The following is a 20,812-nucleotide window of genomic DNA, read 5'->3' on the forward strand; positions in this document are numbered from 1 at the left end:
CAGCCGGTCAAAACAGCAGGGCATTGCATGAAGGACGCGATCAGCTTCATCCTCAACAACGAAACGGTTTCGTTGAAGGATTTCGGACCGACGGACACGCTTCTCGATTACCTCCGCATCAGCAAGCGGTTGACCGGGACCAAGGAAGGCTGCGCGGAAGGCGACTGCGGCGCCTGCACGGTGCTGGTCGGGCGGCTGCTTGATGGTTCTCTGCGTTATGAAAGCGTCAACGCCTGCATCCGCTTTCTGGGCTCGCTGCACGGTACCCATATCGTGACCGTTGAGCATCTGGCCGCCCGCGACGGCACGCTGCACCCCGTGCAGCAGGCCATGGTGGATTTTCATGGTTCGCAATGCGGTTTCTGCACGCCGGGTTTCATCATGTCGCTTTATGGCCTGTGGCTTACCAGCGAAAACCCCGGCCGCGCCGATATCGAAAAGGCGCTGCAAGGCAATCTCTGTCGATGCACGGGCTATGAGCCGATCGTGAAGGCCGCTGAAAAGATCGCCACTGCGCGCCCAAGCGCGCTGTTCGACCCGCTGCAGCGCGACCGCACCGACATCATGGCAAGGCTCTGGGCGATCCGCGAAAACGAGACGATCACCGTCGTCAGAGGCGAGGATCGCACCATCATTCCGGCAACGCTTTCCGATCTGACCGAGATTTACGCTGCCGAGCCGAAGGCGACCATCGTTGCCGGCTGCACCGATGTCGGCCTATGGGTGACGAAGCAGATGCGGGCGCTGAACCCTGTCATCTTCATCAACAATCTCGGGGATCTGCAGACCATCGCTGTGGATGAGAACGGTATCACGCTCGGTGCCGGTGTCACCTACAGCCAGGCCTTCAAGACCATTGCAGAACATTTTCCGCCGCTTGCCCGGCTGTTTGACCGGCTCGGCGGCGAGCAGGTGCGCAATATGGGCACCATCGGCGGCAATATCGCCAACGGTTCGCCCATTGGCGACACGCCCCCCGCCTTGATCGCACTCGGCACGACGCTCACCCTGCGCTCGTCTTCCGGCAACCGCAGCCTGCCGCTGGAAAGCTATTTCATCGACTACGGCAAACAGGACCGGCTGAGCGGCGAGTTCGTCGAAAAACTCTTCATTCCGTTCCGGAAGCCGGAAAGCCGTTACGCCGTCTACAAGATTTCCAAGCGGCGCGACGAGGATATTTCCGCGCTGTGCGCCGCCTTCTACCTGACGCTCGATACCGACGGCACGGTTAAAGACATCCGCATCGCCTTCGGCGGCATGGCCGGCACGCCGAAACGGGCCGCACATCTGGAGGCAGCGCTTCTCGGCAAAGAGTGGTCGCAGGAAACGATCGATGCGGCGCGCGATGCGCTGGATGAGGATTTCACGCCACTGACGGACTGGCGCGCCACGGCCGAATACCGGCAACTGACGGCCAAGAACCTGCTGACGCGGTTTTTCCTTGAGACTTCAGGGGAGAAGCAGGAACTAACACGCTTCACTTTGGAGGAGGCTTGAACCATGGACACCACAAGCTTCGACAAGACGAAGACCGAAATCGACGGCCCGATGCATGCCTCGCTCCGGCACGATTCCGCGCATAAGCATGTGACCGGCAGCGCCGAATATATCGATGATATTCCCGAACCCGCCGGCCTCGTTCACGGCGCGCTCGGCCTTTCCGACCGCGCGCATGCTGAAATCGTCTCCATGGACCTGTCAGAGGTAGAAGCCACACCGGGTGTGCTCTGGGTGATGGTTGGCAAGGATGTGCCCGGCGAAAACGATATATCTTCCGGCGGCCGTCACGACGAACCGCTGCTGGCCGAAACAAAGGTGGAGTTCCACGGCCAGCCGATTTTCGCAGTCTTCGCCGAGACCCGCGATATCGCCAGAAAGGCCGCCCGCAAGGCGAAGATCACCTATAAGGACCTGCCGCATTTCACCGATATCGACACGGCGATTGAAAATGGCGGCGCGCTCGTCATCGATCCGATGACGCTGACGCGCGGCGATGCCAAGCTGGAAATGGATGTGGCGCCCCGCCGCCTCACCGGCACGATGCGGATCGGCGGGCAGGAGCATTTTTATCTCGAAAGCCACATTGCCATGGCCGTGCCCGGTGAGGATGACGAGGTAACGCTGTGGAGCTCCACCCAGCATCCCAGCGAAATCCAGCACGTCGTCAGCCACATCCTTCAGGTGCCGTCCAACGCCGTCACGGTGCAGGTGCGCCGCATGGGCGGCGGCTTCGGCGGCAAGGAAACGCAGGGCAACCAGTTTGCCGCCCTCTGCGCCATTGCCGCCAAGAGGCTGAACCGAGCCGTTAAAATTCGCCCCGATCGCGACGAGGACATGACGGCGACCGGCAAGCGCCATGATTTCCGCGTCGATTACGAACTGGGCTTCGATGAGGAAGGCCGCATCCACGCCGTCGACGCCACCTATGCCGCACGCTGCGGTTTTTCCTCCGATCTGTCAGGCCCGGTAACCGACCGCGCGCTGTTTCACGCCGATTCCAGCTATTTCTATCCGCATGTGCATCTGACGTCCCGGCCGCTGAAAACCCATACGGTTTCCAACACCGCCTTTCGCGGTTTCGGCGGTCCGCAGGGCATGCTCGGGGCGGAACGTTTCATCGAGGAAATCGCCTATGCCGTCGGCAAGGACCCGCTCGATATCCGCAAGCTGAATTTCTACGGAGAGACCGGCTCCGAGCGCACCACGACGCCCTATCATCAGGAGGTCGAAGACAACATCATCGCCCGCATCGTCGAGGAACTGGAAGCTTCCAGCGAATACCGTGCGCGCCGGCAGGCAATCGTCGAGTTCAACAGGACGAGCCCGATCATCCGCAAGGGCATCGCGCTCACCCCTGTCAAATTCGGCATCTCCTTCACCATGACCGCCTTCAATCAGGCGGGTGCCTTGGTGCATATCTACAATGACGGTTCGATCCACCTGAACCATGGCGGCACGGAAATGGGCCAGGGCCTTTATACCAAGGTGGCGCAGGTGGTGGCCGATGCCTTCCAGGTGGATATCGGCCGAGTGAAGATAACGGCCACGACCACGGGCAAGGTGCCGAATACCTCGGCCACCGCCGCCTCCTCCGGCTCCGATCTCAACGGCATGGCGGCCTATGACGCCGCCCGCCAGATCCGCGAGCGGCTCGTCAAATTCGCCGCCGAGAACTGGAACGTGCCGGAAGAAGAAGTCGTCTTCCTGCCGAACCGGGTGCGGATCGGGCTTGAGGAAATCGCCTTCAACGACTTCATCAAAAAGGCCTACTTCGCCCGCGTGCAGCTTTCCGCCGCCGGTTTTTACAAGACCCCGAAAATCCACTGGGATCGCGCCGCCGGTCGCGGTACGCCGTTTTATTATTTCGCCTATGGCGCGGCATGCTCGGAAGTGTCGATCGATACGCTGACCGGCGAATATATGATGGAACGCACCGATATTCTCCACGATGTCGGCAAGTCGCTGAACCCGGCCATTGATATCGGCCAGATAGAAGGCGCCTTCGTGCAGGGCATGGGCTGGCTGACGACCGAGGAATTATGGTGGGACGGCAAGGGGCGGCTGCGCACCCACGCTCCCTCGACCTACAAGATCCCGCTCGCCTCCGACCGGCCGAAGAGCTTTAACGTCAAGCTGGCGGAATGGTCGGAAAATGCCGAACCCACCATCGGCCGCTCCAAGGCCGTGGGCGAACCGCCCTTTATGCTGGCGATCTCGGTTCTCGAAGCGCTCTCCATGGCCGTCGCCTCCGTCGCCGATTACAAGGTCTGCCCGCGGCTTGACGCGCCGGCAACGCCCGAACGGGTGCTGATGGCGGTGGAACGGCTGAAGAAGGTGTGAGGGGGCCAGCGCCAATGCCTGATATCCCCCTGTCCGCGTTCCTCGCCCGCCTTGTCCCCGCAATCCTCGTGGAAATCGAGGCTGTGAAAGGCTCATCGCCGCGTGAGGCTGGCACCTTCATGCTGGTCTCGCAAGACGGCATGTGGGAAACCATTGGCGGCGGGCAGTTTGAATATATGGCGATAGACCACGCCCGCGCGATGTTGAGGAGCGGTGCCGCCGAAGACCGCATGGATATTCCGCTCGGCCCGGAAATCGGCCAATGCTGCGGCGGGCGCACCCTGCTCCGGTTCCGGCGCGTAACAGTGGAACTCGCGGCAGCGCTCGAGGCAAGGCTGAAGGGCGAGGCCGAGCAACAGCCCGCCATCTTCATTTTCGGGGCGGGCCATGTTGGCAAGGCACTGGCGCAGGCTCTGTCGCTCCTGCCCTTGACCCTGACAATCGTGGAAACCCGTGAAAACGAGCTGCACGATCTTCCAGTGAACGTCGCATCCGTGTTGACCCCCATGCCGGAGGCGCTCGTCGCGAAAATCCCGGCAAACGGGGCGGCCATCATCGTCACCCACGATCACGCACTCGATTTCCTCATCGCGAAGGAGGCGCTTGTCCGCGACGACCTCGCCTATGTCGGCATGATCGGCTCGAAGACCAAACGCGCCACCTTCGCCCATTGGCTGGGGCGGGAGGGAGAGCCGCTGTCCCGGCTTACAAAACTCATCCTGCCCATCGGCGGTAACAGCGTCAGGGACAAGCGGCCTGCAATCATAGCGGCCCTTGTGGCAGCCGAGTTGCTGCAAGCATTTTCCGCTGCCGAAACCCGTCGCAACGAAAATCAACGCGGCCATCCTCAAGACCAAGATCACGCTTGAGCCCGTCGGGCAGGCTTTCATCCGCCAGATTGTCCGGTGCAAGGCTTTCAAGGGTAAACCGTTCCGCTGTCCGCAGACCCGCACGCAGGCGGGACCACGCGCGCAAAAGTGCTGTGCGCATGTTCGTCTCCATTCAAAAATGTCAGAAGCTCAGTTGATGAATTGAGCTAAAAATGCTCTGTTTTCCGAATAAAAACCAATGAAACCTTTGGCCGCTGGCATAAAGAGAGCTTATCCATGAAAATGTCCCGCCAGTTCCCCCTGAATGCCCTGCGCGTGTTCGAAGCCGCAGCAAGGCATCTGAGCTTCACCAAGGCCGGTGAGGAACTGGGCATGACGCAGACGGCGGTCAGCTATCAGGTGAAACTGCTGGAGGAGAATGTTGGCGAGCCGCTCTTCATCAGAAAGGCGCGGCAGGTTGTGCTGACCGAGGCCGGGCAGAAACTGGCGCCGAAAGTTGCGGAAGCCTTCAACACTTTGCGGGAGGCCGTCGATAATGTGCGCGACACCTCCGACACGACCCTGACAATCCATTCCACCGCGACTTTTGCATCACGCTGGCTTTCCCGGCATCTGGGTGCTTTCCAGCTCGAACATCCCTCGATCGCGGTGCGGCTCGACACATCAAGCACATTGATCGATTTTTCCCAGTCCGATTGCGATGTCGCCATTCGCTGGAGCAAAGACAACGGCAAAGGGCTGATCTACCATCAATTGCTGCGCGGCGTTTATACGCCGATGCTGCATCCCGGCCTCGCCGAAAGCATCGGCGGGTTGCACAAACCGGAAGACCTGCTGCGCCTGCGCATCATCGATCCCGGCGATGTCTGGTGGAGCCAGTGGTTTCAGGAAGTGGGCGTCGAAAATCCGGGCCTTGACCGTTATCCGCGCAGCCGCCTCAATGTGCAGGCCTTCGAAGCCGCCGCGGCAATCGCCAGCCAGGGCGTGGCCATGCTCACCCCTGAACTCTATGCCGATGAGATTGCGCTTGGCCGCCTTTATCAACCCTTCGAGCACCTCAGCAGTGAAGGCAAGAACTACTGGCTGGTCTATCCTGAAAACCGCAGGAACATCCGCAAGATCAGGCTGTTTCGCGACTGGATACTGAAGCGGATCGAGGAAAGCCGGCAGCAACAACCGCCTCAAAACCCCATATCCGGCGCATAGAAACAGCGCGGCGTATCCTCATCCGGAAACAGGCAGAGATGATATTCGCCATCCTCGGATCGTCTTGCCTCGCGCTGCGACCAGCTGAAAACGTGGCGTCGCGTGACCATGCGGTGATCGCCGGGTGCGAGCGAGACCTCGTAACCGTCAGGCGTCACACGAACGCTTCGCGTGGGAATCATCTGGCAGTCGCCGGTCTCGGCGTCACCATTGCAGCAGTAGCTTTCATATTTGAACCCCTTGTGGGATTCATGCGCAAGCGCGGTGGCGCTGAATGCCAAAAGCAGGAAGAGGACCGTCAGAACAAGGCGCATCGGCATGGTCTCCGTTGAAACAACGGCGGCCGCCGGAAGATCATTGCGTCCCTTTATTCAAATTTCACATCAACACCCACCCGGACACAACGGCACCGGGAACTGCGATACCTGCCCCCTGATCTGCCCCACCCAGGGTTCGCAGCGCCCGCTTTCGGAAGAACCGCCAGCGAAACATGTCATTGAAACCCTGCGCATCGGCGTAAAACCGGAATGGATTTCCGACGAGGCGCGCCCGAGGGCTCCGCAGCCTTATATTTTAGCACATCAGCAGACTGCACAAAGGATAATAGCTGAGTCGCGTTAGCCAGCTAAGCACAAACTGCGACAGGAATGAGCGGCTGCAACTTTACCGGGCCACCCCGCGTGCATGGGCGAACCGAAACGAGATTGCGGACACAAAGGCATCGGATTGTGAACAATCACGTTCGAACCTTTGCTTTTCACTTTCCTAACGGTCAAATTTCTCGCAAGGTGCGCTGCACAAGGATCAGGGGAACCGAATGTACGAATACGCCATTGCGTGGGAATGGATGGCCTTTGCCGTCCGCTGGCTCCACGTCATCACCGCCATCGCCTGGATCGGCTCATCCTTTTATTTCATCGCGCTCGATCTCGGGCTGGTCAAACGGCCGCATCTGCCGCCGGGGGCCTATGGCGAGGAATGGCAGGTACATGGCGGCGGTTTCTATCACATCCAGAAATATCTGGTCGCCCCCGCCCAGATGCCCGAGCACCTGACATGGTTCAAATGGGAAAGCTACGTCACCTGGCTTTCCGGCTTCGCCATGCTCTGCATCGTTTATTACGGCGGCGCGGATCTCTTCCTGATCGATCATTCGGTACTGGCGCTTACCCAGTTCCAGGCCATCTGTCTTTCGCTCGCTTCGCTTGCCATCGGCTGGCTGTTTTATGATTTCCTCTGCAAATCGCCGCTCGGCAACAATACCTGGGGCCTGATGATCGTGCTCTATGTCGCGCTGGTGGCGATGGCGTGGGGTTATACTCAGGTTTTCACGGGCCGCGCCGCCTTCCTGCATCTCGGTGCGTTTACCGCCACCATCATGTCGGCGAATGTGTTCTTCATCATCATTCCCAACCAGAAGATCGTGGTTGCCGATCTGATCGCCGGGCGCACGCCGGACCCGAAATACGGCCGCATCGCCAAGCAGCGCTCGCTGCACAACAACTACCTGACGCTGCCCGTCATCTTCTTCATGCTGTCGAACCATTATCCGCTGGCTTTTGCCACGCAGTTCAACTGGATCATCGCCGCACTCGTCTTCCTGATGGGCGTCACCATCCGCCACTGGTTCAACACCACCCATGCCCGCAAGGGCAAGCCGACATGGACCTGGCTGCTGACTGCGCTGATCTTCATCGTCATCATGTGGCTTTCCACCGTGCCGAAAGTGCTGACCGGCGAGGAGGAACAGAAGGCCGCCACCCTCTCCCCCATGCAGCAGCAATTCGTCAGCGACGCCCATTTCGCCAAGGCGCGTGATGTGGTTCAGGGCCGCTGTTCCATGTGCCATGCCGCCGAGCCGGTGGGGGAAGGCGTGCCGTTTACGCCCAAATCCGTGAAGCTCGAAACCGACGAACAGATCGCCGCCCACGCGCGTGAAATCTATTTGCAAGCCGGGCGCAGCCATGCCATGCCTCCCGGCAACATCACAGCCATCACCCCGGATGAGCGCAAGGTGCTGACCGCCTGGTATGAAAGCGCGGTGTCCGGGACAGGAAAAGCCGAAGGAAAGACTGAATGAGCATGGTTCTGCTGCGTGGCCGCCTGCTGAGCTTCCGCCGCGCGCCGCTCTCGATCGACGATACGCAAAGCTATCTCTATATCGAAGATGGCGGCCTGCTTCTCGAAAACGGCAAGATTGCCGCCATCGGCGATTATGCCGATATTCGCAGCCAAGCGCCTGATGACATCGAGGAAAAGGATCACCGGCCGCATCTCATCGTGCCCGGCCTTATCGACATGCACCTGCATTTTCCGCAAATGCAGGTCATCGGCTCATACGCTGCCAATCTGCTGGAATGGCTGAACACCTATACCTTCCCGGAAGAATGCCGTTTCGTTGAAACCGCGCATGCCCAGCGCATCGCCACGCATTTTTACGACGAACTCCTGCGCCACGGCACCACCACTGCCGCCGCCTATTGCTCCGTGCACAAAACCTCCGCCGACGCCTTTTTTGCCGAAGCCATGAAGCGCGACATGCTGATGGTTGGCGGCAAGGTGATGATGGACCGCAACGCCCCGCAGGGCCTGCTAGACACGCCCGAGACCTCCTACGACGAGACCCGGCAAGTGATCGCCGACTGGCACGGCAAGGGCCGCAACCACGTCGCCATCACCCCTCGCTTCGCCATCACCTCCACGCCGAAGCAGATGGAAGCCGCCCAGGCGCTGGCGCAGGAATTTCCCGATCTTTTCATCCAGACGCATCTCTCCGAAAATCTGGACGAGATCAAATATACCTGCGAACTCTACCCCGAAGCGACCGACTATACCGATATCTATGTGCGTTACGGCCTGATGGGCAAAAAGACCCTGCTCGGCCACGCCATCCACCTCTCAGAGCGCGAAGCGGATGTGCTGTCGGAAACCGGCGCGGTGGCCGTGCATTGCCCCACCTCGAACCTCTTCATCGGCTCCGGCCTGTTCCCGATGAAGAAGCTGCAGCGTCGCGAAAAGCCGGTGCGGATCGCCGTTGCGACCGATATCGGCGGCGGATCGAGCTATTCCATGCTGCGCACCATGGATGAGGCCTACAAGATCCAGCAATTGCTGGGCGAGCGCCTGAACCCGCTGGAAAGCTGGTATCTGATGACCCGCGGCAATGCCGAGGCGCTTTCCATGGTCGACCGCATCGGCACCCTGGAAGCCGGCACGGACGCCGACATCACGGTGCTCAACGCCTCTTCCACCCCCGCCATGGCGCTGAAGATGGAAGTAGTGAAAAGCCTGACGGAAGAACTGTTCCTGATGCTCACCATGGGCGACGACCGCACCGTCGTCGAAACCTACGTGGCCGGCAAGGCGATGAAAAGCACGCTTGCATAGTTCGGCTTGGGCCGAAGCACTTAGCCACAAACTCATTTACACAGTCACATATTGAATCGAGCGGGTGCCGCGTCTTTCTTCTCCCCGCCGGGGAGAAGTCCGCGGCAGCGGGATGAGGGGGCAAGGGTGGTGAGATACGGCAACGTCGCCCCCTCATCCGACCCTTCGGGCCACCTTCTCCCCGGCGGGGAGAAGAAACCGTGCCGCACCCGCTCGCTTTCTATGTCTGGCTGGCACCCCCGGCCAAAATGCGAATGACCTCTGGAGTGCGCCCGTGCCGGATTTAGACACAACCACCATGCTGATGGTTTTTGCCACCTTCACCGTCGCAGGCATCGTCAAGGGCGTCACCGGCATGGGGCTGCCCACCGTCGCCATGGGCGTGCTCGGCCTCTTCATGCCGCCGGTTGTTGCCGCAGGGCTGCTCATCCTCCCTTCCTTCATCACCAATATCTGGCAATTGCTGGCCGGCCCGGATTTCAGGGCTATCGTGGCGCGGCTCTGGCCGATGATGATCGCCATCGCCGCCGGCACGCTTCTCAGCGTCCGGCTGATGACGGCAGGCGCCGGCATCTGGACCACGTCGGCGCTCGGCCTGTGCCTTGCGGCTTATGCGGCCTACAGCCTTTTCGCAAAGCCCTTCGCCATTCCTGCGAGACTGGAACCGAAGCTCTCTCCCACCATTGGGCTGGCGACCGGCCTGTTGACCGGCGGAACCGGAATTTTCGTCGTGCCCGCCGTGCCCTATATCCAGTCGCTCGGTTTTACCCGCGACGATCTCGTGCAAGCGCTCGGCCTTTCCTTCACCGTTTCCACCGTCGCACTCGCCGCAGGCCTCGCCTCGCAGGGCGCCTTCCACGTCGAGCATCTGTCACTGTCCGCGCTCGCCATCCTGCCGGCGCTTCTCGGCATGTGGCTTGGCCAGAAGATCCGTAACATCGTCAGCCCTGCGACATTCCGGCGCTGGTTCCTCATCTGCCTGCTTTTATTGGGAGCCGAACTGTTTTTGCGGGCTTTCTGGTGATCAACCCCGTCGATTTTGATGTTGCAGCCATCCCATTCATGTTATGTGAAGCCATCATTCAAATGTGAAGGCTTTATCCATGGGCAAAATCCTGACCATAGCGGACCTGAAGCAACAGGCTCAGCGCCGTGTGCCAAAAATGTTTTTCGATTACGCCGATAGCGGCGCTTGGACGGAAGGCACCTACCGCGCCAATGAGGAGGATTTTTCTAAGATAAAGCTGCGCCAGCGCGTGCTGGTGGATATGACCGACCGGTCGCTGGCGACCGAAATGGTCGGCCAGAAGGTGTCCATGCCGGTAGCACTCTCCCCCACCGGCCTCACCGGCATGCAGCATGCCGACGGCGAAATGCTGGCCGCCAAGGCTGCTGAGGAGTTCGGCGTGCCCTTCACGCTCTCCACCATGAGCATCTGCTCCATCGAGGATGTCGCCTCCGTCACCTCGAAACCGTTCTGGTTCCAGCTTTACGTGATGAAAGACCGGGATTTCGTCAACAATCTGATCGACCGCGCCAAGGCCGCCGGATGCTCGGCGCTGGTGTTGACCCTCGACCTGCAAGTGCTTGGCCAGCGCCACAAGGATTTGCGCAACGGCCTCTCCGCACCACCGAAATTCACCCCGAAACATATCTGGCAGATGGCGACGCGGCCGAAATGGTGCATGGACATGCTGCGCACCAAGCGCCGCAGCTTCGGCAACATCGTTGGCCACGCCAAAAATGTCTCCGACCTGTCATCGCTCTCCTCCTGGACGGCGGAACAGTTCGATCCGCGCCTGTCCTGGAAGGATGTCGAATGGATCAAGCAGCGCTGGGGCGGCAAGCTGATCCTCAAGGGCATTCTTGACGAGGAAGATGCGCGCGCCTCTCTCGATACCGGCGCCGACGCCATCATCGTCTCCAACCATGGCGGCCGCCAGCTCGACGGCGCGCACTCCTCCATCGCCATGCTGCCGAAGATCGTCGGCGCCGTCGGCGATAAGGTCGAGGTGCATATTGATGGCGGCATCCGCTCGGGTCAGGATGTGCTGAAAGCGGTCGCGCTCGGCGCCAGGGGCACCTATATCGGCCGACCTTTCCTTTATGGCCTCGGTGCCGATGGCAAACAGGGCGTGACGACAGCGCTCGAGATCATCCGCAAGGAGATGGATGTCAGCATGGCGCTTTGCGGCAAGCGGCTGATTACGGATGTGGATCGCAGTATTCTGGCGTGATGGTGACAGAGGGCGGTAGTCTCTCTTCCGTCATGCCGGACTTGATCCGGCATCCAGCCACGGGGCGTCTGCGCCGTGAGAAATCAGCCTTTCGCGATCAAGGACTTGACCGCACTGGACCCCGGATCAAGTCCGGGGTGACGGAGTGTGTATATCGCCCTCTATCACCAATCCCACATGCAAATAACCACCCTCAATGCCCCACCGTCTTCGAAAACACGTTGACGATCACCACGCCGGTGATGATGAAGCCGAGGCCGATGACAGCCGCGAGATCCAGCGTCTGGCGGAACACGAAATATCCAATGCCGGAAATCAGCACGATGCCCAGCCCGCTCCAGATCGCATAAGCGACACCGACCGGCAGCGCGCGCAGCGTGAACGACAGAAGATAAAAGGCCGCGCCATAAAACAGCGCCATCAGCACTGTCGGCAGCAACCGGGTGAATTGCTGCGACTGCTGCAGGAAAGAGGTGGCGATGACCTCGCAGACAATGGCCGCGACGAGCGCCCCATAGGTGAAGATTGCCGCGTTCATCGTTCCGTTTCCCTTTTCGTCTGGGCGATCATCCGGGCCTTGAGAGCCACCCTGTCGCCACCTGCCCTGCCGTCATCGGCCAGAAGATCGGCAAACCAGATGCCATCAGCCGCAAGCCGCACCATCTCCAGTACCACCCCGTCATCCGTTTCTTTATGACGGGCAAGGCACCCCTCGAACCAGCCGGTCCACATGCGCCTGAGCGACGGTTCACCGACCATCGACACCGATAGTGCAGCCCACTGTCTGCCCGAATCCCGGTCTCGATCAGCGAAAACCGCGTTCACATAGGCCCGCGTGAAGCATCCATAAGCTTCACAATCCTGTGAGACGAGCACATCGATTTCCGCGTCCAATGCCGCCAGAAGGTCCGCCATGACAGCTTCCAGCAGCGCCTGCTTGGAAGGAAAATGATGGAACAGCCCACCTTTGGTCACTCCCGCCGCGTCCGCCACCGCCTGCACGGAAAGCGCCGCAACACCCTGATCAGCAGCAAGTTTCGCCGCGCAATCGAGAAGATTGCGGCGCACGATATCAGGCTGCTTCTTGCGTTCATGTGCATTTGTCATGATAATAAACATACCGGATGGTTGGTTTCTTTTCAAGAAAATTGTGAGGGCAGCCATCGGGTTGAAATTCATACTTAATTAAGCATGAAAACGATCTCTAAAGTTTTAGCGGTTTTGTTGCCGGAAAGTGTCAGTAAAACTTCGTCCATCGCGGCGATCGAACAAAAAGGGGTGGATTATGTCGGGAACGGTCAAACGGGGAATGGCGGGTGCATGGGTTTTCGCACTCACCTTCTTTTGCGCGATCCTCTCATTGCAGGCATCGCCTGCGCAGGCCGGCTATGCCCATTTCATCATGGACGCCAATACCGGCAAGGTGCTGGCCGCCCGCAATGCCGATGTGCTCAATCACCCCGCCTCACTCACCAAGATGATGACGCTTTACCTGACCTTCGAGGCGCTGCACGCCGGTCGGCTTCGCTGGGACCAGAAGATAACGATGTCCAAGAATGGTGCAGCCGTTATCCCCTCGAAGCTCTATGTGCGACAGGGCAAGACCTTCACCGTGCGCGAGGCTGTTTATGGCATGATCGTCAAATCCGCCAATGACATGGCCGAAGGTATGGGCGATCACCTCGGCGGCTCCGAAGCGCGGTTCGCCGACATGATGACCCGCAAGGCCCGCCAGCTCGGCATGACCAAGACGGTGTTCCGCAACGCCTCCGGCCTGCCCAGCAAATCGCAGGTGACGACCGCGCGCGACATGGCCAAGCTCGGCCTTGCGCTGCAGCGCGACTTTCCCAGGGAATATGGCCTCTTCGCCATGGAATCCTTCAGTTTCCGGGGAAAACGCATCCGTGGCCACAACAATCTGATGTATCGTTATCAGGGCATGGACGGCATCAAGACCGGTTATACCAATGCCTCCGGCTTCAACCTCGTCAGCGCCATCAATCACAATGGCCGCCGCGTCGTCGGCGTCGTGCTGGGCGGCAAGACCGCGCGCAGTCGCGATGCGCAGATGGCCGCCCTTCTCGACAAGGCCGTGCCGCAGGCATCGAGAAGCCGCAATACCGAACAGCTCGTCGCCAGCGCCAGTGTCAGCCGCACCTTCGATGTGCCGCCCGCAGCCGTGCCGCTCCCCATGTTTGCCGAACGCCGTTCCGACCCGGTCGCCATGCAGATCGCCACGGCCAACAACCAGATGGCCGACATGATCCAGGTCTCCGCCATTCCGAAACCCGCACCCGCCGCTGCCATTGGCCAGCCCACGGGCCAGAGAAGCCGCTGGGAAGTGCAGATTGCCGCAACCGACAGCGAAGCCGCCGCGCGCTCGCTGCTCGCCAATGCCCGTTCCAACATCGGCAGCTATGCCGGGATCGCTCCCTATACCGAAGCCGTGCGGAGCGGATCGGCGACGCTCTACCGCGCCCGCTTCACCGGCTTCGAAGACCAGTCTTCGGCCGTATCCGCGTGCAAGGAACTGAAGGCGCAATCCTATGCCTGCGTGGTGATGACCAGCGAGGGGTGATCCCTAGCGCTTCAGCCAGCCGTTCTCCAGCGCATCGGCCAGATAGGGAATGCCGTTGACCCGCGCCATTTCGGACATGGCCAGATTGTCGTAACGGATATTCCGGAAATAGACCTGCCAACCGCGCCCGGTCTCTTCCAGCACGGCATAGGTGGCGAGCGGGTGACCCACCTCGACGTGATGATCGAAAGGCGTGTCGTCTTTCCAGCCGGGGCAACCGACGCTGCCGGGATTGACGATCAGCCGCCCATCGGAAAGCTGCACGGCACGGGGAATATGCGTGTGGCCGCACAGCATCAGCGGCTGGGTGATACCATCAGCCATGGCTTCGATTTCGGCGAGCGGCCGCAGTTTCAGAACGCCTTCCGGCGAAAGCGTCTCGAGCCAATATTCCAGATCGCCGCGCGGTGAGCCGTGGCAGCAATAGGCGACGTCCTTGAACACCATGCTGAACGGCAGCGTTTGCAGCCAGTCCATATGGGCTGGGCTCAGCTGCGCATGCGCGGGTCGTTCCCAGCTCCCCATCTCCTCCGGCGCGCGCTCGATCAGCTCGCGATCATGATTGCCGCGAATGCTGGGTATCCAGTTGCCAACAAGCACATCGCCGGTAAATCCCGCTTCCAGCGGACCGCTGAAACAATCACCGAGATTGACGATATCCTTGATGCCAAGCCTGGCGATATCCTCCAGCACGGCTTCGAGTGCGGCGCAGTTTCCGTGAATATCGGCAATGGCGGCAAAGATCATGGCGATCAGCTTCCTCGATAGGTCGAATAGCTATAGGGCGAAAGCAAAAGCGGCACATGGTAATGGCCGCTCTCATCGGCAATGCCGAAACGGATCGGGATAATATCGAGAAAGGCCGGCTCCGGAAGCGCGATGCCCCTACCGCGCAGATAATCACCGGCATGGAAAACCAGTTCATATTCGCCGGCCTTGAAACTGTCGCCGACAAGCAGCGGCCCGCCATCAACACGGCCGTCGTTATTGGTCTTCACCGTCTTCAGCTTCTCGCGGCGATCACCGGAGAGCCGGTAAAGCTCGATCACCAGCCCTTCGGCGGGTGTGCCATGGGCGGCATCGAGCACATGGGTTGTCAAACCGGTCATAGGCTGGGCTCCGCGATCATATAGGGCTCATCGAAAAAATACTCTTCCAGATTGTTCCCCGGCCCTTCACGGTCGGCAACCAGAAAATCCGAAACCGCCTGCAACGGCATCAGCGGATAATGCCAGACATTGCGGCGGTAATTCACACCCTGGTCCCCGCGCGCCAGAAATACCTGCGGCCGCGCCGGACGGCCTCCGTCATCTTCCGCAACGACGACGAGGAAAGGCCTGCTGGACAGCGGCGAAAAACTCTGGCTGCCGAGCGGATGCCGCTCCATCATCTCGATGTTATGCGGGAACACCCGCGGCTGCCCCCGGAAGATGTTGAGGATGATGCATGCGCCCTCGCCCGCAGCCTCGGGTGCGGCAAGCGCATGATGCCGTTCGGTCTGGCCGCCATTGATGTGCCGCATGGAGGAAGGCGTGATTTCGATCACATCGCCGAAGGATGCGAATGCCTCTTTGGTGAGGGGTTTTATGTCGAGAAAATCGGTCAAATGTCATTCACCTTGGGCATGCCAGTTTTGCAGAAGTAAGAGTCTGTCCAGAAGATCCGGTATCGCCGTCTGTGTCGTATCCCAAACGGTTTCCAGATTGATGCTCAGATATCCGTGCGCGATCCTGTTCCGCATGCCGCGCATCTTGACCCACGGGATATCCGGAAAATCCGCCACGAAAGCCGGAAACTCTTCCATTATCCGCGCCGTCGTTTCGCCGATAATCAGAAGGTTCATCGCCACCGCCCGTTGACGGACCAGGTCAGCCAGAAATTCGTCCTTTGTCTTCAATCGAACGAAGTCGATGGTTTCCGAAGCAATCTGTCTGATGTCCTGAAGATAAACATGCAGTCGCTCGGCGCTCATACAGGCTTCGCTTCCTGTAGAACCTTCACACGGACGCGCTCGGGAAAGTCCCCCGGCGTCAACAGATGAATTTCCGTGCCGCGCATGATGGCCGATAGCTCTTCCAACAGGCCGCCCAGATCGAACAAGGTTGCCCCCGGCAGCGCATCCACGAGAATATCGAGATCGCTGTCCGGCCGGTCCTCGCCACGGGCGACGGAGCCGAACACGCGCGGGTTTGCCGCGTTGAAGCGCTTTGTCGCTTCGCGGATCGCTTCCCTGTTCTTTTCCAGCACCTCGGAAGGTCTCATGATCTCCATCTCCAGTAGGCGCGATTCTAGCAGAACGACCCCAACTCGCCAATTCAGCCTTCCGGCAGCATCGCGGAAAGACGCAGCCAGGCGATCTTTTCCACCTGCGCCGTCGCAGTCTCAAATTCTTCGGCCTCGCCGTTGCCGACACGTGTCTCGAATGCCGAGAGAATATCCTGCCTGTTCAGCCCCTTGACCGCGATGATGAAGGGAAAGCCGAATTTTTCGGTATAGGCGCTGTTCAATTCGGTAAAACGGGCATGTTCTTCCAGGGTAAGACGGTCCAGCCCCGCACCGGCCTGTTCGTTGCGGCTGTCGGCAGTCAACTCGCCCGCGATCGCCAGCTTGCCGGCCAGATCGGGATGCGCCCGCAACACGCCGAGCCTTTCCGCCTCGGAAGCGGCGCGAAACTGCGCACAAAGCGCGGCATGAACCGCCTTCGCCGTCAGTTCCAGGCCCGCTCCGCCGGCATCGTAGGCCCGTTCGGCGATGAAGGACGAATGTTCAAACACGCCGCCGAAGCGGGCGACAAATTCCTCACGCGTCACCATCAGAGCGCCTCCGGCTTATGATGTTCGTGCCAGTGACGGGCGATCTCGATGCGCTGCGGGATCCACACTTTCTCGTGGCCGAGCACATATTCGATGAAACGGCGAAGAGCTGCCGCGCGGCCAGGACGGCCGACAAGACGGCAATGAAGGCCGACGCTCATCATCTTCGGCGCGCCTTCAATACCTTCCTGATAAAGCACGTCGAAAGCATCTTTCAGATAAGTGAAGAACTGGTCGCCGGAATTGAAACCCTGCGGCGTGGCAAAACGCATATCGTTGGTTTCAAGCGTATAGGGAATGATCAGGAAAGGCTCGTCCTTCACGCCCTTCACCCAATATGGCAGATCGTCGGCATAGGAGTCCGACGAATAGAGGAAACCGCCCTCTTCCATGACAAGACGCAGCGTGTTGTCCGAGGGCTTGCCCTGATACATGCCATAGGGACGCTCGCCGGTAACCTCCGTGTGCAGACGCACGGCTTCGACTATATGCTTGCGCTCTTCCTCTTCGGAAAAATCCTTGTATTCCAGCCAGCGGTAACCGTGGCTGGCGATTTCCCATCCCGCTTCCTTCATCGCCGCAACGGCTTCGGGGTTGCGGGCCATGGCTGCCGTCACGCCATAAACGGTGGTGGTGACGCCGAGACCGGTGAACATACGCCACAGCCGCCAGAAGCCGGCGCGCGAGCCATATTCATAGATCGATTCCATGTTCAGGTTGCGCTGACCCGGCCAGGGCTGCGCACCGACGATTTCCGACAGCAGCGATTCCGACGCCTTGTCATTGTCGAGAATGCAGCTCTCGCCGCCCTCCTCGTAATTGATGACGAACTGCACGGCGATGCGCGCACCGCCCGGCCATTTCGGATCGGGAACATTGCGGCCGTAGCCCACCAGATTACGGGAGTAATTTTCGGAAATCATGCAGCCACCCAGAACATCTCTCCCAAAGCGGAAACCGATTAGGGAGACATAAAACAGACCTCCAAAACGCGACGACCCGGAAAGGGCACAACACACGCTTCAGATATGCGATATCCGAACGGTAGCATCCGCATCCGGAATGTCGAGATCAATCTTGCCGACATTCCGATGCTTTTTTGTATACGATTGCCGCAATGTGCTCTTCAGGCAATCTTGCGGGCGGAAACGCGGCCCATGGGGTGAAGCGAGTGTACGCGGAAAGGCGCGCCCGGTTCATCCTCGATGAAAAGCGCAAGGCTGGAGAACTGCAGGGACCGGGTCAGCAACGGCTCGAAAACCTTGCGCACGGCCCGTTCTATCCTCTGGCTGCTGGAAGCTTCCACACCGCCCGTCAGCGACATCTGGAACCGGAACTCATCCATCACATGCGGGCTGCCCCAGCGATGCAGATTGGTGAGCTGTGAGGCCGAAAGCCGGTCCGGATCCGCCCGCTCGATTTCCGCCTCGGAAAGCGGCGCACGGTAGCGGTCGAATTCCTGCACCACGCGGGCGGCAAAAAAATGCAGCACTTCGCAGGGACGCTCGGGAACAAGACTGAAGACATTATCGTGCCTTGCCACCACCAGTTGTGGCAACGTGAAAGGATCCTGCCTGCCGGAAAAATACATCAGGTCCCGCAAAAGCGCTGCTTCGGAATGGCCTTCGGCAAGGCGGAAAGGAGCCTTGATTGTGCCATGGAAACCATACCGGCGCGGCAGGGCCGTATGGTAGGAAATCTCCTGCATGCCGAGGTCGATCGTGCCGGGAGGCTCCACCGCCTGACCGGAATAGACATCGCGCCCCAACCACGCGGCGGCCGCCTGCGTCAGGGGGTCATTGGGGGAAGGCGTGAAATGAATGGCGTATCGCATGCGCTGTCACCTCGCCGCAAATGCGGACAAACCGGCCTCTTTGCAGGCCAGCAGATAAGTGATTTGCGTGACAGATTAACGACGTGGGCGGCCTGATCAGAACTTTCTAAAGTCCGCGACGGCAATACTCACGTGTTCTTGAAGGCGAAAGCCTGAGGGGATGACAGGCGTGTGACCACACACGGTCTGCAATGCCGCATCGGCAAGAAAATGCGCAAGACCGAAGCTGACCTTGAAGCCACCGGTCAGCGCAACGAGCTTCGGATGGCCGGGGAGCACCCCCACCATCGGGTCCCTCCCCACCGCCTTCGGGCGCAGCCCCGCCCAGCGTTCCAGCACCGGCGCACCGGCAAGCGAGGGAACAACGGCAGACGCGTCGGCAAGCAGTTTTTCGAGCTTTTCATCGGTATTTAAGGGATCGGAAAAACAATCTTCGCTGGTACTGCCGATCGCAACGGTGCCGTCTTCATGCGGCACGATATAAAGACCGTTCAGAAACACGACCGGCATCGCCGGGTCGGCCGCCGCGTCGAGAAGCGCTGCCTGTCCCTTCACCGCCTGCCCGAGCGTAACGCCCGCCTCCAGACCGAGAGCATCGCGGATCAAGGGGAAAGAATCATGTCCGTTGGCAACGATGACATGGCCGAAAGAAACCTCGTCGCCCGACGACAGCACCGCCCGCCCGGCTTCAGCGTCAAGCGAAAGGACGCGGCAACCCTGCGCCAGCCGCACATGCCGCGTCTTGCCAAGAAAAGCCGAAAGAAGGGCGATCATCGCACGCGGCGAGACCCGCGCCGCCAGCGTATCGAACACGAAACCCGCCTCACCAGCCGCGTCATCCACCCAGCCCGTGACCGAAGGGCTGTCGCCGACATGCCAATGGAACCGGCGCTCACCCGACACCCAGTTCTCCAGCGCATCCCGTTCGTGCCGCTCGGCAATGGCGCGCAGATGCGGCTTCGGCAGTGGAATGATCCGGCCTGAGCGGCGGTAGCCGGCGGAAAGCCCGGTCTCCGCCTCCAGCCCGGCGATCTCTTTTTCCAGCGCAACGAGGGCATCGAACTGGAACTGCTTCTTGTCCGACCAGCGATCCGGCATATGCGGCATCAACGCGCCCAGCAGCCCGCCGCTGGCGCCGCCGCCGGGGCGTTCCGCCTCCACCAGCAATGTATCGATGCCGAGCCTTTCCGCCTTGACGGCGGCCCACAGCCCCATAATGCCGCCGCCGATGATGAGGAGCGGCATGGAAGCCGGCAATCTTGGCGATTGACCCTGTTCGAAACCGGGATTATCGGCTTTAGCCATGAAACATTCCAACGACACTTTCACAGATACTGGCCCAGAGACCGGCGCTGCGACCGGTTCACCGGCCGGAGAAAGCCACACCGCGCTCGACTGGCGTGACGGGGATATGCCCTATTCACTGGCCTTTGACGACCATTTTTATTGCCAGACGGACGGCAGGCTGGAATGCGGCCATGTCTTCCTGTCCGGAAACGGCCTGCCAGAGCGCTGGCTCGAACGGGAGGGTGTCTTCCGCATCGGCGAACTCGGCTTCGGCACCGGGCTTAACCTCTGCGAGACATGGCGCCAATGGAAAGAGGCCCGCAACGGCCGCTCCAGGCTGCATTTCATCTCCTTCGAACTCTACCCGATGAAGGCGGAGGAAATCGACCGGGCGCTTTCCCGCTGGCCGGAAGTGGATGCCGAACGCAAGGCGCTCACCGCGCTCTGGCCTGCCGAGCCGAAAGGCCGGGTCGAAATCCAGCTGGATGAGGAAACGCAGCTGACGGTGGTCTGCGGCGAGGCGCTCGCCGGCATTTCCGGCAGCGCGGAAAGTTTCGACGCCTGGTTTCTCGATGGTTTCGCGCCCGCGCGCAATCCGGACATGTGGTCGCTGGAGATCATGCAGGCGCTTTTCGCTAAGACGGCGCCGGGAGGCACATTCGCCACCTATGCCGCCGCCGGCTTCGTTCGCCGCAACCTCATCGCGGCCGGTTTTGAGCTGGAACGCCGGAAAGGATTTGCCGGGAAGCGCGAGATGCTCTGCGGCACCAAACCCTCCGACTGACGCCAGGCAGAACCAT

23 protein-coding genes are annotated in these 20,812 nt (G+C 60.2%); 11 read left to right on the plus strand and 12 right to left on the minus strand.

What is annotated here, in order from left to right; genetic code table 11:
* Positions 1-27: 27 nt before the first annotated feature.
* The 4 genes from xdhA (at position 28) to V6S97_RS07340 (ending at position 5,876) form a co-directional block, all read left to right on the plus strand.
* The gene (xdhA, locus tag V6S97_RS07325; protein ID WP_334426432.1) at positions 28-1,497 is read left to right on the plus strand and encodes a xanthine dehydrogenase small subunit; all 1,470 of its coding nucleotides are present in this window, start codon (positions 28-30) and stop codon (positions 1,495-1,497) included.
* A 3-nt stretch (positions 1,498-1,500) separates the two neighbouring features.
* Positions 1,501-3,840, plus strand: coding sequence for a xanthine dehydrogenase molybdopterin binding subunit (gene xdhB / locus V6S97_RS07330; RefSeq protein WP_334426433.1), 2,340 nt, complete (start codon positions 1,501-1,503; stop codon positions 3,838-3,840).
* A gap of 14 nt (positions 3,841-3,854) precedes the next feature.
* Positions 3,855-4,709, plus strand: a complete 855-nt coding sequence (xdhC, locus tag V6S97_RS07335) for a xanthine dehydrogenase accessory protein XdhC (RefSeq protein ID WP_162690744.1) — start codon at positions 3,855-3,857, stop codon at positions 4,707-4,709.
* 237 nt (positions 4,710-4,946) lie between these two features.
* Positions 4,947-5,876 carry a LysR substrate-binding domain-containing protein gene (locus tag V6S97_RS07340; RefSeq protein WP_112295777.1) on the plus strand — a complete coding sequence of 310 codons (930 nt, stop codon included), beginning with the start codon at positions 4,947-4,949 and terminating at the stop codon, positions 5,874-5,876.
* Here V6S97_RS07340 and V6S97_RS07345 read toward each other — a convergent pair.
* Positions 5,852-6,190 carry a hypothetical protein gene (locus V6S97_RS07345; protein ID WP_003510346.1) on the minus strand — a complete coding sequence of 113 codons (339 nt, stop codon included), beginning with the start codon at positions 6,188-6,190 and terminating at the stop codon, positions 5,852-5,854. The two genes, V6S97_RS07340 and V6S97_RS07345, sit on opposite strands and share 25 nt — an antisense overlap.
* Positions 6,191-6,194: 4 nt before the next feature.
* Here V6S97_RS07345 and V6S97_RS07350 point away from each other — a divergent pair, with 4 nt between their 5' ends.
* The 5 genes from V6S97_RS07350 to V6S97_RS07370 all read left to right on the plus strand — a co-directional run bounded on the left by V6S97_RS07350 (position 6,195) and on the right by V6S97_RS07370 (position 11,500).
* Positions 6,195-6,497, plus strand: coding sequence for a hypothetical protein (locus V6S97_RS07350; RefSeq protein ID WP_128286789.1), 303 nt, complete (start codon positions 6,195-6,197; stop codon positions 6,495-6,497).
* Between the two features lie 196 nt (positions 6,498-6,693).
* Complete coding sequence (gene puuD / locus V6S97_RS07355; RefSeq protein ID WP_334426434.1) at positions 6,694-7,956, plus strand: urate hydroxylase PuuD; 1,263 nt, start codon at positions 6,694-6,696, stop codon at positions 7,954-7,956.
* Entirely contained in the window at positions 7,953-9,263 is a 1,311-nt protein-coding gene (gene guaD, locus V6S97_RS07360; RefSeq protein ID WP_003510342.1) for a guanine deaminase, read from the plus strand. The genes puuD and guaD overlap by 4 nt, the downstream gene beginning before the upstream one ends.
* Positions 9,264-9,567: 304 nt before the next feature.
* Complete coding sequence (locus V6S97_RS07365) at positions 9,568-10,287, plus strand: sulfite exporter TauE/SafE family protein (protein WP_080866617.1); 720 nt, start codon at positions 9,568-9,570, stop codon at positions 10,285-10,287.
* Between the two features lie 79 nt (positions 10,288-10,366).
* Positions 10,367-11,500 (plus strand): alpha-hydroxy acid oxidase, encoded by a 1,134-nt coding sequence (locus tag V6S97_RS07370; protein WP_334426435.1) that lies wholly within the window; start codon positions 10,367-10,369, stop codon positions 11,498-11,500.
* A 193-nt stretch (positions 11,501-11,693) separates the two neighbouring features.
* On the opposite strand, the gene V6S97_RS07375 is transcribed toward V6S97_RS07370, so the two are convergent.
* Together V6S97_RS07375 and V6S97_RS07380 are read right to left on the minus strand one after the other, a co-directional pair.
* A complete protein-coding gene (locus V6S97_RS07375; protein ID WP_087744791.1) occupies positions 11,694-12,038 on the minus strand; it encodes a DMT family transporter in 345 nt (114 codons plus the stop codon).
* On the minus strand, positions 12,035-12,619 hold the full coding sequence (locus V6S97_RS07380) for a TetR/AcrR family transcriptional regulator (RefSeq protein ID WP_334426436.1): 585 nt from the start codon (positions 12,617-12,619) through the stop codon (positions 12,035-12,037). The genes V6S97_RS07375 and V6S97_RS07380 overlap by 4 nt, the downstream gene beginning before the upstream one ends.
* Positions 12,620-12,809: 190 nt before the next feature.
* Between V6S97_RS07380 and V6S97_RS07385 the strand changes: the two genes are divergently transcribed.
* Positions 12,810-14,078, plus strand: a complete 1,269-nt coding sequence (locus tag V6S97_RS07385; protein ID WP_334426574.1) for a D-alanyl-D-alanine carboxypeptidase — start codon at positions 12,810-12,812, stop codon at positions 14,076-14,078.
* Between the two features lie 3 nt (positions 14,079-14,081).
* Here V6S97_RS07385 and V6S97_RS07390 read toward each other — a convergent pair whose 3' ends face one another.
* From V6S97_RS07390 to V6S97_RS07430, 9 genes are all read right to left on the minus strand, one after another.
* A complete protein-coding gene (locus tag V6S97_RS07390) occupies positions 14,082-14,825 on the minus strand; it encodes a metallophosphoesterase family protein (protein WP_003509517.1) in 744 nt (247 codons plus the stop codon).
* A 5-nt stretch (positions 14,826-14,830) separates the two neighbouring features.
* Positions 14,831-15,187 (minus strand): hydroxyisourate hydrolase, encoded by a 357-nt coding sequence (gene uraH / locus V6S97_RS07395; RefSeq protein ID WP_111784877.1) that lies wholly within the window; start codon positions 15,185-15,187, stop codon positions 14,831-14,833.
* Positions 15,184-15,684 carry an ureidoglycolate lyase gene (locus tag V6S97_RS07400; protein ID WP_111784878.1) on the minus strand — a complete coding sequence of 167 codons (501 nt, stop codon included), beginning with the start codon at positions 15,682-15,684 and terminating at the stop codon, positions 15,184-15,186. The genes uraH and V6S97_RS07400 overlap by 4 nt, the downstream gene beginning before the upstream one ends.
* Before the next feature lie 3 nt (positions 15,685-15,687).
* Complete coding sequence (locus tag V6S97_RS07405) at positions 15,688-16,050, minus strand: HepT-like ribonuclease domain-containing protein (protein WP_111792579.1); 363 nt, start codon at positions 16,048-16,050, stop codon at positions 15,688-15,690.
* Positions 16,047-16,340: a nucleotidyltransferase family protein gene (locus V6S97_RS07410; RefSeq protein WP_003509513.1), complete on the minus strand. Its 294-nt coding sequence runs from the start codon at positions 16,338-16,340 to the stop codon at positions 16,047-16,049. The genes V6S97_RS07405 and V6S97_RS07410 overlap by 4 nt, the downstream gene beginning before the upstream one ends.
* Before the next feature lie 53 nt (positions 16,341-16,393).
* Entirely contained in the window at positions 16,394-16,891 is a 498-nt protein-coding gene (gene uraD / locus V6S97_RS07415) for a 2-oxo-4-hydroxy-4-carboxy-5-ureidoimidazoline decarboxylase (protein WP_112978201.1), read from the minus strand.
* Positions 16,891-17,814 carry an allantoinase PuuE gene (gene puuE, locus V6S97_RS07420; RefSeq protein WP_022556760.1) on the minus strand — a complete coding sequence of 308 codons (924 nt, stop codon included), beginning with the start codon at positions 17,812-17,814 and terminating at the stop codon, positions 16,891-16,893. Before puuE ends, uraD begins: the two co-directional genes overlap by 1 nt.
* 203 nt (positions 17,815-18,017) lie before the next feature.
* The gene (locus V6S97_RS07425) at positions 18,018-18,725 is read right to left on the minus strand and encodes a DUF1045 domain-containing protein (RefSeq protein WP_080866361.1); all 708 of its coding nucleotides are present in this window, start codon (positions 18,723-18,725) and stop codon (positions 18,018-18,020) included.
* 96 nt (positions 18,726-18,821) lie between these two features.
* Positions 18,822-20,030 carry an NAD(P)/FAD-dependent oxidoreductase gene (locus V6S97_RS07430; RefSeq protein ID WP_162727531.1) on the minus strand — a complete coding sequence of 403 codons (1,209 nt, stop codon included), beginning with the start codon at positions 20,028-20,030 and terminating at the stop codon, positions 18,822-18,824.
* Here V6S97_RS07430 and mnmD point away from each other — a divergent pair.
* Positions 20,029-20,796, plus strand: coding sequence for a tRNA (5-methylaminomethyl-2-thiouridine)(34)-methyltransferase MnmD (mnmD, locus tag V6S97_RS07435; RefSeq protein ID WP_020809252.1), 768 nt, complete (start codon positions 20,029-20,031; stop codon positions 20,794-20,796). The two genes, V6S97_RS07430 and mnmD, sit on opposite strands and share 2 nt — an antisense overlap.
* The last annotated feature ends 16 nt before the right edge of the window (positions 20,797-20,812 follow it).

The sequence above is a fragment of the Agrobacterium sp. CCNWLW155 genome (genome assembly GCF_036888815.1).
GTDB lineage: Bacteria > Pseudomonadota > Alphaproteobacteria > Rhizobiales > Rhizobiaceae > Agrobacterium > Agrobacterium radiobacter.